At 61.0% G+C, this 13,699-nt stretch carries 12 protein-coding genes; 5 read left to right on the forward strand and 7 right to left on the reverse strand.

Annotation, left to right across the window (positions count from 1 at the left end; translation table 11 throughout):
* Window positions 1-67: 67 nt before the first annotated feature.
* The 4 genes from NTD89_RS02680 to NTD89_RS02695 form a co-directional block, all read right to left on the reverse strand.
* Window positions 68-1,246: a vWA domain-containing protein gene (locus tag NTD89_RS02680; RefSeq protein WP_017137401.1), complete on the reverse strand. Its 1,179-nt coding sequence runs from the start codon at window positions 1,244-1,246 to the stop codon at window positions 68-70.
* A complete protein-coding gene (locus tag NTD89_RS02685; RefSeq protein WP_058411046.1) occupies window positions 1,246-2,091 on the reverse strand; it encodes an AAA family ATPase in 846 nt (281 codons plus the stop codon). The genes NTD89_RS02680 and NTD89_RS02685 overlap by 1 nt, the downstream gene beginning before the upstream one ends.
* A 93-nt stretch (window positions 2,092-2,184) precedes the next feature.
* Entirely contained in the window at window positions 2,185-2,418 is a 234-nt protein-coding gene (locus NTD89_RS02690; protein ID WP_262206382.1) for a hypothetical protein, read from the reverse strand.
* 79 nt (window positions 2,419-2,497) lie between these two features.
* Window positions 2,498-3,571 carry a DUF748 domain-containing protein gene (locus NTD89_RS02695; protein ID WP_145163014.1) on the reverse strand — a complete coding sequence of 358 codons (1,074 nt, stop codon included), beginning with the start codon at window positions 3,569-3,571 and terminating at the stop codon, window positions 2,498-2,500.
* A 124-nt stretch (window positions 3,572-3,695) separates the two neighbouring features.
* Between NTD89_RS02695 and cysK the strand changes: the two genes are divergently transcribed.
* Together cysK and NTD89_RS02705 are read left to right on the forward strand one after the other, a co-directional pair.
* Window positions 3,696-4,670 carry a cysteine synthase A gene (gene cysK, locus NTD89_RS02700; RefSeq protein ID WP_262206383.1) on the forward strand — a complete coding sequence of 325 codons (975 nt, stop codon included), beginning with the start codon at window positions 3,696-3,698 and terminating at the stop codon, window positions 4,668-4,670.
* Between the two features lie 396 nt (window positions 4,671-5,066).
* A complete protein-coding gene (locus NTD89_RS02705) occupies window positions 5,067-6,005 on the forward strand; it encodes an aspartyl/asparaginyl beta-hydroxylase domain-containing protein (protein WP_145163021.1) in 939 nt (312 codons plus the stop codon).
* A gap of 72 nt (window positions 6,006-6,077) precedes the next feature.
* Here the strand turns inward: NTD89_RS02705 and acnA are convergent, their stop codons facing one another.
* Window positions 6,078-8,819: an aconitate hydratase AcnA gene (gene acnA, locus NTD89_RS02710; protein WP_145163023.1), complete on the reverse strand. Its 2,742-nt coding sequence runs from the start codon at window positions 8,817-8,819 to the stop codon at window positions 6,078-6,080.
* A gap of 196 nt (window positions 8,820-9,015) precedes the next feature.
* On the opposite strand from acnA, the gene rlmM reads away from it, so the two are divergent.
* Both rlmM and tusA read left to right on the forward strand, forming a co-directional pair.
* Window positions 9,016-10,092 (forward strand): 23S rRNA (cytidine(2498)-2'-O)-methyltransferase RlmM, encoded by a 1,077-nt coding sequence (gene rlmM / locus NTD89_RS02715; protein ID WP_242193964.1) that lies wholly within the window; start codon window positions 9,016-9,018, stop codon window positions 10,090-10,092.
* Window positions 10,093-10,238: 146 nt separating this feature from the next.
* Complete coding sequence (gene tusA / locus NTD89_RS02720; protein ID WP_145163027.1) at window positions 10,239-10,490, forward strand: sulfurtransferase TusA; 252 nt, start codon at window positions 10,239-10,241, stop codon at window positions 10,488-10,490.
* Here the strand turns inward: tusA and NTD89_RS02725 are convergent.
* Window positions 10,487-11,869, reverse strand: coding sequence for an MATE family efflux transporter (locus NTD89_RS02725; RefSeq protein WP_145163029.1), 1,383 nt, complete (start codon window positions 11,867-11,869; stop codon window positions 10,487-10,489). The genes tusA and NTD89_RS02725 overlap by 4 nt on opposite strands.
* Before the next feature lie 300 nt (window positions 11,870-12,169).
* Between NTD89_RS02725 and pdxB the strand changes: the two genes are divergently transcribed.
* Complete coding sequence (gene pdxB / locus NTD89_RS02730; RefSeq protein WP_262206384.1) at window positions 12,170-13,312, forward strand: 4-phosphoerythronate dehydrogenase PdxB; 1,143 nt, start codon at window positions 12,170-12,172, stop codon at window positions 13,310-13,312.
* Window positions 13,313-13,397: 85 nt separating this feature from the next.
* On the opposite strand, the gene NTD89_RS02735 is transcribed toward pdxB, so the two are convergent.
* Complete coding sequence (locus NTD89_RS02735) at window positions 13,398-13,571, reverse strand: PA1571 family protein (RefSeq protein WP_027604248.1); 174 nt, start codon at window positions 13,569-13,571, stop codon at window positions 13,398-13,400.
* Window positions 13,572-13,699 lie beyond the last annotated feature (128 nt).

Consider the following 13,699-nt stretch of genomic DNA (forward strand, 5'->3'; position numbering starts at 1 on the left):
TACATTGACTGAGGCGCTGCTATCGGGGGCAAGCCCCCTCCCACATTGGATTTATGGTGCATGTGAGTTACTTGGAGAGAAAGCGCATCCCTTCTTCCAGGCCCCGCAGCGTCAGCGGGTACATCTGATCTTCCACCAACTCCCGCACAATCCCCGTCGACGCCGTATACCCCCACGTGTCTTTCGGGTACGGGTTAATCCAGATCAGCTTCTTGTACTTGGCCATGAAGCGCTGCATCCACACGTACCCAGGCTCCTCATTCCAGTGCTCGACGCTGCCGCCGGCCTGGGTGATTTCATACGGCGCCATCGACGCATCGCCGATAAAAATCACTTTGTAATCGGCGCCGTATTTATGCAGCAAGTCCTGGGTGGAGGTGCGTTCGGAGGTGCGCCGCTGGTTGTTCTTCCACACCGACTCGTATACGAAATTATGGAAGTAGAAGTACTCCAGGTGCTTGAACTCAGTCTTGCACGCGGAGAACAGCTCTTCGCAGATCTTCACGTGGGCGTCCATTGAGCCGCCGATGTCGAACAGCAACAGCAGTTTGATGGTGTTGCGCCGCTCCGGACGCATCTGGATATTCAGCAGCCCGGCATCGCGGGCGGTGTGGTCGATGGTGCCGTCGATGTCCAGCTCTTCGGCCGCACCCTGGCGCGCGAACTTGCGCAGGCGGCGCAGGGCAATCTTGATGTTGCGCGTGCCCAGCTCCACCTGATCGTCGAGGTTTTTGTACTCGCGCTGGTCCCAGACTTTTACCGCCTTGCCCTGGCGCTTGCCGGCGTCACCCACACGGATGCCTTCCGGGTTGTAGCCGCCGGAGCCGAACGGGCTGGTGCCGCCGGTGCCGATCCACTTGTTGCCGCCGGCATGGCGCTCTTTCTGTTCTTCCAGGCGTTTCTTGAACTCTTCGATGAGCTTGTCCAGGCCACCGAGGGACTGGATCTGCGCACGCTCCTCATCGCTCAACGAGCGCTCGAATTCCTTGCGCAGCCACTCTTCGGGAATCAGCGCCTGCAGGTGGTCGTCGAGCTTTTCCAGGCCGTTGAAATAGGCACCGAACGCGCGGTCGAACTTGTCGAAATGCCGTTCGTCCTTGACCAGAATCGCCCTGGCCAAGTAGTAAAACTCGTCCATGTCGGCGAAGACCACACGCTGTTTCAGCGCATTGATCAGGTCGAGCAGCTCGCGCACCGACACCGGCACCTTGGCGGCGCGCATCTCATTGAACAGGTTGAGCAACATTATCGATTACCGCGACGGCTCATGAAGGCCAGACGTTCCAGCAACTGCACGTCTTGCTCGTTTTTCACCAGGGCACCGGCCAACGGCGGGATGGCTTTGGTGGGGTCGCGTTCGCGCAGCACGGCTTCGCCGATGTTGTCGGCCATCAGCAGCTTGAGCCAGTCGACCAGTTCGGAGGTGGACGGCTTTTTCTTCAGGCCTGGCACCTTGCGCACGTCGAAGAACACGTCCAGTGCTTCGCTGACCAGGTCTTTCTTGATGTCGGGGTAGTGCACATCGACGATCTTTTGCAGGGTGGAGCGGTCGGGAAAGGCAATGTAATGGAAGAAGCAGCGGCGCAGGAACGCGTCCGGCAGCTCTTTCTCGTTGTTGGAGGTAATGATGATGATCGGGCGTTTCTTGGCCTTGATGGTCTCGTCGATTTCGTAGACGTAGAACTCCATCTTGTCGAGTTCTTGCAGCAGGTCGTTGGGGAACTCGATGTCGGCCTTGTCGATTTCATCGATCAGCAGAATCACCCGCTCTTCGGACTCGAAGGCTTCCCAGAGCTTGCCCTTCTTCAGGTAGTTGCGCACATCGTGGACCTTGTCCACGCCCAGTTGCGAGTCGCGCAGGCGGCTGACCGCGTCGTACTCGTAGAGGCCCTGATGCGCCTTGGTGGTGGATTTGATGTGCCAGGTGATCAGCTTGGCGCCAAAGGATTCGGCCAGTTGCTCGGCAAGCATGGTCTTGCCGGTGCCGGGCTCGCCCTTGACCAGCAACGGCCGTTCCAGGGTGATGGCGGCGTTGACGGCCAGTTTCAGGTCATCGGTAGCCACATAGGCCTGGGTGCCTTCGAACTTCATCGGTCATTCCTCGAATTCATCAATGCCCGGACTATACCGCGCGGCCCCGGCGACTGTGAACGCAGACGGGTTATTCAGTCTCTGAATGGCCGGTCACACGCGACCCTTGGCGGCTTTCTCCAACGCGTACGCCCGCGCGTCCGCTTTGTCCCTGAGCTTGCTGCCGCCCCACAGGGCCAGCGCAGCCAAAACCAGTGTGCCGATGCCGGCGAGGATCATCATGCCGGCGAGGGGGCCGCCGTGCATGGCGAACCCCACTATTTTCACGAAGCCTGAATAGGCCAAGAGGTAGCCAAGAATTGTCAGTATCCAGCCTGTGATGCGCATGCTCAGTGTCCTTACTCGTTGTTGTCATTGATCCGTCGGCACGCTAACCGATAGCCCGTCTCCCGGTAGGGCGTGCGGCTCAGTTTGCACTGGGCTTGGGTTGTTCATACCGGGCATTGAATGCCTGGATAAAACCATTACGCAAGATCGCCAAAAATGCCGAGAACGCGCTGATATTTTGCTGGTGCACGCTGCCGCTGAGTTCCACGCGGGTGGCAAACTGGTTTTTGTTCTGGTTCTTTAATACGGTCTCGCTGGCGCCGACCACGGCTTCCCAGATCGAGCGGAAGATATTCTTGTCCTTGTTTTCGACATCCTGTTTCCAGTCGAACACCTCTACGTCGCGCAGCAGCGGCTTGATATAACCGCTCAGTTGGCCTTTTTCGGCCTGGGCTTCGACCACCACATCGCCCGTGCCGGCCTTGAAGTCGAACTTGCCGTACGCCGACGCGAAGTCATTCAGGCGTTTGAGTTGAATATCCTTGGCGCGAAAGCGGAATTCGAAGTCTTCGAAGTTGCTCAGTGGGTCGAAAGCAGCGGTAGCTTCCAGGGGCGCCTGGCCGAGCAATTGCGCCTTGCCTTCAAAGGTGGCGTCCCGCTTGCCTTTGATGTCCACCACATTGGTCAGGTTGTAGAAGCTGGCGTTGACCTGGGTGGCGTAGATATTCACCGCGGGCTTGGAATTGAAGTTGTGGAAGGCGATCTTGCCGTCCTGAATGCGGACTTCGTTGAGGGTGATCGGCAACAATTTGCCCAACTGTTCACGCCAGTCGGTGCCTTTACCAGTCTGCGATGCCTGTTGGTTGCCACCGTCGACGAAGTTCAGCTCGGGTTGGAAGAACTGCACCTCGGCCACCACCGCATGGTCGTACCACAACGAATGCCAGCTCACCGACACGTCGATCACCGGCGCTTTGACGAACGGAACCGGCACTTTGCCGTCGACTTTGACGATCTGCAGGCCGTTGATTTTATAGGCCCCGCGCCACAGCGCCACGTCCACATCCGTGACCTGGCCGCGGTAATCACCCATGTCGGCGAGCTTGTCGTTCAGGTAGTTGCGCACCAGGTAGGGCAGGGCGAGGTCCAGGGCAATCAGTACTACCACCAGTATGGCGACGATCCATAGCAGCCCACTGTAGCGACGTTTCATGTGCAGGTTCTCCAACGTTATAGGCGATGGACCGCGCGCACCGGCGCAACGTTCCTCTGACTGGACGCCCACCAGCCCGAGGCATACCCTTGTGGCCTTGTTGAAATTGCCTTAAGGACCCGTCATGAGCCGTATCTTTGCAGACAACGCGCACTCCATCGGTAACACGCCCCTGGTGCAGATCAACCGCATCGCACCGCGTGGCGTGACCATCCTGGCCAAGATCGAGGGGCGTAACCCGGGTTATTCGGTGAAGTGCCGCATTGGCGCGAACATGATCTGGGACGCCGAAAGCACCGGCAAACTCAAGCCGGGCATGACCATTGTAGAACCGACTTCCGGTAACACCGGCATCGGCCTGGCGTTTGTCGCCGCCGCCCGTGGCTATAAGCTGCTGCTGACCATGCCGGCGTCGATGAGCATCGAGCGACGTAAAGTGCTCAAGGCGCTTGGCGCCGAGCTGGTGTTGACCGAGCCGGCCAAGGGCATGAAAGGTGCGATCGACAAGGCTGGCGAGATCGTCGCCAGCAACCCGGCCACCTATTTCATGCCGGCGCAGTTCGAAAACCCGGCCAACCCGGCGATCCACGAAAAAACCACCGGCCCGGAGATCTGGAACGACACCGATGGTGCCGTGGACGTGCTGGTGGCAGGCGTCGGCACCGGCGGCACCATCACCGGCGTGTCGCGTTATATCAAGAACACGGCGGGCAAGCCGATTCTGTCGGTGGCGGTCGAGCCGATCGTTTCGCCGGTGATCACCCAGGCGTTGGCCGGTGAAGAGATCAAGCCGAGCCCACACAAGATCCAGGGCATCGGCGCCGGGTTTGTGCCGAAAAACCTCGATCTGTCGATGGTGGACCGCGTAGAGCGGGTGACCGACGAGGAATCCAAGGCCATGGCCCTGCGCCTGATGCAGGAAGAGGGGATTCTGTGCGGTATTTCCTGTGGCGCCGCAATGGCCGTGGCCGTGCGTCTGGCCGAGAAACCGGAAATGCAGGGCAAGACCATCGTGGTGATCCTGCCCGACTCCGGTGAGCGCTACCTGTCGAGCATGTTGTTCAGCGATTTGTTCACCGACCAGGAAACCCAGGCCTGATCGGTTCTCGGTGGCAAGAAGGCTTGTTGTGGCGAGCGGGCTGGTTGTGGCTTGCAGGCTGTCGTGGCGAGCGGGCTTGCCCCGCGTTGGGCTGCGAAGCAGCCCCCAAAACCTGACGCCGCGGTTTATCAGTTGCACCGCGGCGTCTGAAGTGGGAGCGCTGCGCGCTCCAACGCGGGGCAAGCCCGCTCGCCACAACAAGTCTTCTTGCCACAACCAGCCCGCAGGCCACTACAAACCCGCCAGCCACAAGGGCCCCAGGGTGTTGATTTATGTCAGCCGGTCGGCCTGGGCCTTCTGCATAATGGCCCAAGTGTTTATCATGGCCGGCTGCTACGTCTGGTTTCCCGTCGACGGGAGGCTGTTGGCCAGGCGCTTATTTCCAGGAGTTGCTGCATGACCTTTTCTTTGGCCGCCAAACTGTCGGTGTTGCTGTTGTTTATCGGCAGCACGCTGTATGTGCACCTGCGTGGCAAGGCGCGTTTGCCGATGTTGCGTCAGTTCGTCAACCATTCGGCGCTGTTCGCACCCTATAACGCCCTGATGTACCTGTTCTCGGCCGTGCCGTCCAAACCGTACCTGGACCGCAGCAAGTTCCCGGAGCTGGATGTGCTCAAGGACAATTGGGAAGTGATCCGCGAAGAGGCCATGCACCTGTTCGACGAGGGTTATATCCGCGCCGCTGAAAAGAACAACGACGCCGGTTTCGGTTCGTTCTTCAAGAAGGGCTGGAAACGTTTCTACCTCAAGTGGTACGACAAACCGCTGCCATCGGCCGAGGCGCTGTGCCCGAAAACCGTGGCCCTGGTCAGCAGCATCCCCAACGTCAAAGGCGCGATGTTCGCGCTGTTGCCGGGCGGCAGTCACCTCAACCCGCACCGCGACCCGTTTGCCGGTTCCCTGCGCTATCACCTCGGGCTGTCTACGCCAAACTCCGACGATTGCCGCATCTTCGTCGATGGTCAGGTCTATGCCTGGCGCGACGGTGAGGACGTGATGTTCGACGAAACCTACGTGCATTGGGTGAAGAACGAAACCGACCAGACCCGCGTGATCCTGTTCTGCGACATCGAGCGCCCGCTGAGCAATCGCCTCATGACCCGCGTCAACCGCTGGGTCAGCATGCAGTTGGGCCGCGCAACCGCGCCGCAGAATCTGGATGATGAACGTGTTGGCGGGATCAACCAGGCGTATGCCTGGAGCAAGACCTTCAGCGATAAGTTCAGCGGCGTGGTCAAGCAATGGAAACGCAAGCACCCCAAGGCCTACCGCATTGCGCGGCCGGTGCTGGCGGTGGTGGTGCTGGTGCTGCTGTGGAAGTGGTTGTTCAGCTGATTTGAAAGGTTAAACACAGGTTGAAATGTGGGAGGGGGCAAGCCCCCTCCCACATTGGTTTTGCAGTGTTGCTTAAGAGGCGATCAACTGGCGCAGCACATAGTGCAAGATGCCGCCCGCCTTGAAGTATTCCACTTCATTGAGGGTGTCGATCCGGCACAGCACCTCGACTTTCTCGCTGCTGCCATCCTCACGCGTAATCACCAACGTCAGGTTCATGCGCGGCTCGATCTCGGCATGGGTCAGCCCAAGGATGTCGATCTTCTCCTTACCGGTGAGTTTGAGCGCCTTGCGGTTCTGATCCAGCTTGAACTGCAACGGCAGCACGCCCATACCCACCAGGTTGGAACGGTGAATCCGCTCGAAGCTCTCGGCGATCACCGCCTTGACCCCCAGCAGGTTGGTGCCCTTGGCTGCCCAGTCGCGGCTGGAACCGGTGCCGTATTCCTGGCCGGCGATCACCACCAGCGGTGTGCCCGACGCCTGGTATTTCATGGCCGCATCGTAGATCGGCATCTTCTCGCCGGTGGGGATGTACAGCGTGTTGCCGCCTTCTTCGCCGCCGAGCATTTCGTTGCGGATACGGATATTGGCAAACGTGCCGCGCATCATCACTTCATGGTTGCCCCGGCGTGAGCCGTAGGAGTTGAAGTCACGCGGTTCCACGCCCTGCTCGCGCAGGTAGCGCCCGGCGGGGCTGTCGGCCTTGATGTTGCCAGCAGGGGAGATGTGGTCGGTGGTTACCGAATCGCCCAGCAAGGCCAGTACATTGGCGCCTTTGACGTCCTCGATGACCGGCAATGGCCCGGCGATGTCGTCGAAGAACGGTGGGTGCTGGATGTACGTAGAGTCTTTCTGCCATACGTAAGTCGCCGCTTGCGGCACTTCAATCGCTTGCCACTGCTCATCGCCGGCAAACACCTCGGCATATTCCTTGTGGAACATGCCGGTGCTGACTTGAGCCACGGCGTCGGCGATTTCCTGGCTGCTTGGCCAGATGTCTTTCAGGTACACCGGTTGGCCGTCTTTGCCTTCGCCCAGCGGTTCGCTGCTGATGTCGATGCGCACCGTGCCGGCCAACGCATAGGCGACCACCAGGGGCGGCGAGGCAAGCCAGTTGGTTTTCACCAGGGGGTGTACGCGGCCCTCGAAATTGCGGTTGCCCGACAACACCGAGGCGACGGCGAGGTCGGCTTTCTGGATGGCTTTCTCGATCGGTTCAGGCAATGGCCCCGAGTTACCGATGCACGTGGTGCAGCCGTACCCCACAAGGTCGAAGCCCAGTTGGTCAAGGTATTGGGTGAGGCCCGCTGCCTTGTAATAGTCGGTGACCACTTTGGAGCCAGGCGCCAGCGAGGTTTTTACCCAGGGTTTGCTGGTCAGGCCTTTTTCCACGGCTTTTTTTGCCACCAGGCCTGCGGCCATCATCACGCTGGGGTTGGACGTGTTGGTGCACGAGGTAATCGCGGCAATCACCACGGCGCCGTTTTTCAGGCGATAGGTGTGGCCGTCGTACTCATAGTCGGTTTCGCCCACCAAGTCGGCGTTGCCCACGGCGACACCGCCGCCGCCTTCGCTTTCCAGGCGGCCTTCTTCTTTGCTGGTCGGTTTGAATTGCAGGTCGAGGAAATCGCTGAAGGCCTGGCCTACATTCGGCAGAGACACACGGTCCTGCGGGCGTTTCGGCCCGGCGAGGCTGGCTTCGACGCTGCCCATGTCCAGCGCCAGGGTGTCGGTGAACACCGGCTCCTGGCCGGCGTTGCGCCACAGGCCCTGGGCCTTGGTGTAGGCCTCCACCAGCTTGACGGTTTCGGCAGGGCGGCCGGACAGGCGCAGGTAGTCCAGCGTCACCTCATCCACCGGGAAAAAGCCGCACGTGGCGCCGTATTCCGGAGCCATGTTGGCGATGGTGGCGCGGTCGGCCAGCGGCAGGTCGGCCAAGCCGTCGCCGTAGAACTCGACGAACTTACCCACCACGCCTTTTTTACGCAGCATCTGGGTCACGGTCAGCACCAGGTCGGTGGCGGTGATGCCTTCCTTGAGTTTGCCGGTGAGTTTGAAGCCGATCACTTCCGGAATCAGCATCGACACCGGCTGGCCGAGCATCGCCGCTTCTGCTTCGATGCCGCCCACGCCCCAGCCGAGTACGCCCAGGCCGTTGATCATGGTGGTGTGCGAGTCGGTGCCTACCAGCGTGTCCGGGAACGCGTAGGTACGGCCGTCTTCGTCCTTGGTCCACACGGTGCGGCCCAGGTATTCAAGGTTGACCTGGTGGCAGATGCCGGTGCCCGGTGGCACCACGCTGAAGTTGTCAAAGGCGCTTTGGCCCCAACGCAGGAAGGCGTAGCGTTCGCCGTTGCGCTGCATTTCGATGTCGACGTTTTGCTCAAACGCGCTGGTGCTGCCGAATTTGTCGACCATCACCGAGTGGTCGATGACCAGGTCCACGGGGGAGAGCGGGTTGATGCGCTGCGGGTCGCCACCGGCCTTGGCCACGGCGGCGCGCATGGCGGCCAGGTCGACCACTGCGGGCACGCCGGTAAAGTCTTGCATCAGCACGCGGGCCGGGCGGTATTGGATTTCGCGGTCGGACTGGCGCTCTTTGAGCCAGGCGGCGATGGCCTTGAGGTCGGTGCCGGTGACGGTTTTGCCGTCTTCCCAGCGCAGCAGGTTTTCCAGCAGCACCTTGAGGGACATCGGCAGCTTATCCAGGTCACCCAGGCTCTTGGCGGCTTCGGGCAAGCTGAAGTAGTGGTAAGTCTTGTCGTCGATTTGCAGGGTTTTAAGGGTTCTCAGGCTATCAAGGGATGACATTACATGACTCCTTATGGTCCGCACGGCTACGGACCTGACGGGACGAACAGAGCTTTCAACTTAGCCCTGTTTTCATTAGCAGGCTAATAACTGGACTCTATCGTTAAGTCCAAGGTTCCGAACTCGGCTATCATGCGCGCGTTTTCATGACAGGTAGTGCGATAGCGCAATGCCGGTTGATTCACCAGGAGAGTTGATGAACACCCTTTTTATGCACTGCCGGCCGGGTTTTGAAGGCGAAGTCTGTTCCGAGATCGCGGAACACGCCGCGCGCCTGAACGTTTCCGGCTATGCCAAGACCAAGACCGGCAGCGCCTGCGCCGAATTTGTCTGCACCATCGAGGACGGCGCACAGCGCCTGATGCACGGCCAGCGCTTTGCCGAGCTGATCTTCCCAAGGCAGTGGGCGCGCGGGGTGTTCATCGACCTGCCGGAAACCGACCGTATCAGCGTGATCCTCGCGCACCTGCAAGGCTTCCCGGTGTGCGGCAGCCTGTGGCTTGAGATGGTCGACACCAACGACGGCAAGGAACTGTCGAACTTCTGCAAGAAATTCGAAGTGCACCTGCGCAAAGCCTTGTTGAATGCCGGCAAGCTGGTCGATGACCCGAGCAAGCCGCGCCTGCTGCTGACCTTCAAGAGCGGCCGCGAAGTGTTCATGGGCCTGGCCGAGTCGAACAACTCGGCGATGTGGCCGATGGGCATCCCGCGCCTCAAATTCCCGCGTGAGGCGCCCAGCCGCTCCACCCTGAAGCTGGAAGAGGCCTGGCACCACTTCATCCCCCGCGACCAGTGGGATGAGCGCCTGCACAGCGACATGACCGGCGTCGACCTCGGCGCAGCCCCCGGCGGCTGGACCTGGCAACTGGTCAACCGTGGCATGTTGGTAACGGCCATCGACAATGGCCCAATGGCCGAAAGCCTGATGGACACTGGCCTGGTTCAGCACCTGATGGCCGACGGCTTTACCTTTGTGCCCAAGCAGCCGGTGGACTGGATGGTCTGCGATATCGTAGAGAAGCCGGCGCGTAACGCGGCCCTGCTGGAAACCTGGATTGGCGAAGGCTATTGCCGTGAGGCGGTGGTGAACCTGAAATTGCCGATGAAGCAGCGTTACGCCGAGGTGAAGCGTTTGCTGGAACGCATTGAAGACGGCTTCAAGGCGCGTGGTATTCGTGTTGAGATCGGCTGCAAGCAGCTGTACCACGACCGTGAGGAAGTGACCTGCCACTTGCGTCGGCTGGTGGATGTGAAGAAGCAGAAGTCCCGCTGACACCTTGAGGTAACCACAAGACCAATGTGGGAGCGGGCTTGCTCGCGAAAGCGGTATAACAGTCGAAATTTATGTTGAATGTGCCCGCGTCTTCGCGAGCAAGCCCGCTCCCGTATGTTGAGCGGCGCCCGTTTCAGGAGTGATGTATGAATCAGCCCCTCGATTTGCCGGCAGACGCCGTGCTCGACGCCACCGGCCTCAACTGCCCTGAGCCGGTGATGATGCTGCACCAGCACATCCGCGACTTGCCGCCCGGCGGCTTGCTCAAGGTGATTGCGACCGACCCGTCGACCCGCCGCGATATTCCAAAATTTTGCGTGTTCCTTGACCACGAACTGGTGGATCAGCAGGAACAGGCCGGTACGTACCTGTACTGGATTCGCAAGAAGGCCGATTAAACCAGGCGAATCCGCCGGCGCGCGCTGCGTGTCAGGCGGATCACCAGCATCGCGGCGGCGCAGCTCAAGCCCACGATCAGTCCCTGCCACAGGCCGCTGGGTCCACTGGCGGCGCCCAGCCAATCGGTCAGCCCCAGCGCGTAACCCACCGGCAACCCCACGCCCCAATACGCGAACAAGGTCAGCACCATGGTCACCCGTGTGTCCTGATAACCCCGCAGCGCGCCGGCGGCCGTGACCTGGATCGCGTCCGAAAACTGGAACAGCGCCGCAAACACGATCAGCATCGACGCCACGTGGATCACCGACGGGTCAGGCGTATAGATCGTGGCAATTTGCTCGCGAAACAGCAGCATCAGGCTGCAGGACAGGCACGCGTAGGTCAGTGCCGTGCCCATGCCGACCCCTGCGGCAAAACGCGCTTCACGCGGCTCACCGCGGCCAAGGGCCTGGCCGACACGCACGGTAACGGCCATGCTCAGCGAGTAAGGGATCATGAACACCAGCGAACTGAAGTTCAGCGCGATCTGGTGCCCGGCCACTACGCTGGCGCCCAGGCTGCCGATCAGCAGGGCGATCACCGCAAAGATGCTCGATTCGGCAAACACCGCAATGCCAATTGGCAGGCCGATGCTCAGCACACGCTTGATCACCGACCATTTTGGCCAGTCGAAACGCTTGAACAACTCGCTGCTCTGATAGGCCGGTGCCCAGCGGGTCCAGGCGGCCAGGCCGAGCATCATCACCCACATCACGATTGCCGTGGCCCAGCCGCAACCCACGCCGCCCATGGCCGGCACGCCGAAGTGGCCATAAATGAACACGTAGTTCAGCGGAATATTCAGCGCCAGCCCGCACAGGCCCATGACCATGCTCGGCCGCGTGCGACCCAGGCCGTCGCTGAAGCAGCGCAGCACGTAATACAGGGCGATGGCCGGCATGCCGGAGGCGATGCCGTGCAAGTAGGCCATGCACGGTTTGATCAGCTCGGGGTCGACATTCATCGCATGCAGGATCGGCTCGGCGCTGACCAGCATCAGCAGCGCGGTGAGCCCGACCACCACGGCCAGCCACAACGATTGACGCACCAGCGGGCCGATCTCGGAGTAGTGGCCGGCACCGAAGCGCTGGGCGACCTTGGGCGTGGTGGCCAGCAAGGTGCCGGTCATCAGCAGGTACACCGGAATCCAGATCGAGTTGCCCAGGGCCACGGCTGCCAGGTCTCGCGGGCTCACACGCCCGGCCATCACCGCGTCGACGAAGCCCATGGCGGTGGTCGCGAGTTGGCCGATCATGATCGGCAGGGCCAGGGTCAGCAGGCTGCGCACCTCGCGGCTGACGCGGGCGGGGCGGGAGAGGGCGGTGGTGGCAGTGTTCACGTGCGAGTGTCCAGTAAAAGTGTTGCAAAGGACGGCGCAGTCTACGCGCTGACGCACCGGTCAGGAAAAAACCTGTGTTAGCGATTTGTAAGCGCTCCTGCGGCAGCCGCATTAATCCTGTGTGGACTGGCTTATGTGGGAGCTGGCTTGCCTGCGATGCAGACGCCTCGGTCTATCAGCTGTACCGAGGTGATGCTATCGCGGGCAAGCCCGGCTCCCACATCAGCACTGCCCACCTGGCATCTGCGTGTTACGCAAGTCGCATCCCTGTACACTGCTGGTCCGCGAAAGGAGCCTGCCATGCTGATTGTTGCCGACGAAAATATCCCGCTGCTCGATGCATTCTTCGAAGGGTTTGGCGAGATTCGCCGGGTGCCCGGCCGGTCCATCGACCGCGCCACGGTCGAGCAGGCCGACGTGCTGCTGGTGCGCTCGGTGACCAACGTCAATCGCGCGTTGCTGGAAGGCACACCGGTACGGTTTGTCGGCACCTGCACCATCGGCACCGACCATCTGGACCTCGATTACTTCAAGCAGGCCGGCATCACCTGGTCCAGTGCGCCGGGCTGCAATGCGCGTGGCGTGGTGGACTATGTGCTGGGCAGCCTGCAGACCCTGGCCGAAATCGAAGGCGTCGACCTCAATCAGCGCACCTACGGCGTGGTCGGTGCCGGTGAAGTCGGCGGGCGGCTGGTCAAGGTGCTCAAGGGCCTGGGCTGGAACGTGCTGGTGTGCGACCCGCCGCGTCAGATCGCTGAAGACGGCGATTACGTCAGCCTCGAACAGATCATCCAGCAGTGCGACGTCATCAGTCTGCACACACCACTGAGCAAATCCGGCAACGGCTCCACCTGGCATTTGTTTGACCGCGAGCGCCTCAACCGCCTCAAGCCTGGCGCCTGGCTGATCAACGCCAGCCGTGGCCCGGTAGTGGACAATGCTGCCCTGCGTGAAGTGTTGCTGGAGCGTGAGGACCTGCAAGCGGTGTTGGACGTGTGGGAAGGCGAGCCCGAAGTGGATGTCGATTTGGCTGACCTGTGTGTGCTGGCAACCCCACATATCGCCGGTTACAGCCTCGACGGCAAGCAGCGCGGCACTGCACAGATTTATCAGGCGTTCTGCGCCCATCTGGGCCAGGCGCCGAGCATCCAGCTAAGTGATCTGCTGCCGCAGCCGTGGCTGGCCGAGGTGCACTTGAACGCTTCGAGCGACCCGGCCTGGGCGTTGGCGACCTTGTGCCGCAGCGTGTACGACCCGCGCCGTGATGACGCGGATTTGCGCCGTAGCCTAGTAGGCTCTGTGGACGAGCAGCGCAAGGCGTTCGACCTGCTGCGCAAGCATTACCCGCAGCGCCGAGAGATTGACGGCTTGAAGGTGCGAATCAATGGCGACTCTGCCGCGCTGTCGGCGATCGTCACCGCCCTGGGCGCCGAACTGCTCTGACGCGCGGCGCCGGCAAGGGGCGTGCGCATACGCGCGGCATAAAAAACCCGGCCACAGGGGCCGGGTTTGAAAGAGCTCGGGCGTATCAGCCTTGCTGCGCAGGCTTGACCAGGCGCTGTTCCAGTTCGCGGCACGCTTGCTGGATCATCTCTTCGGTAATCTGCACTTCGCGGCCTTGAGCGTCGATCACGGAGCAAGGCAGATGCTGCGGTTGGCGGATCACTTCAATCTTGGCATCGCTGCTGTTTTGCAAGGTCATGGCCTGTCTCCTCATCAGGTTGTGTACCTACTGTGTTTCTTACATTAAGCCCCCCCCGCGTGACCAAGCTATTACAACTCCTTACAAAGTCACCGGTTCGAACAACCAGTCCACCAGAAAGCGATACA

Source organism: Pseudomonas sp. 14P_5.3_Bac1 (assembly GCF_025466135.1).
Lineage (GTDB): Bacteria > Pseudomonadota > Gammaproteobacteria > Pseudomonadales > Pseudomonadaceae > Aquipseudomonas.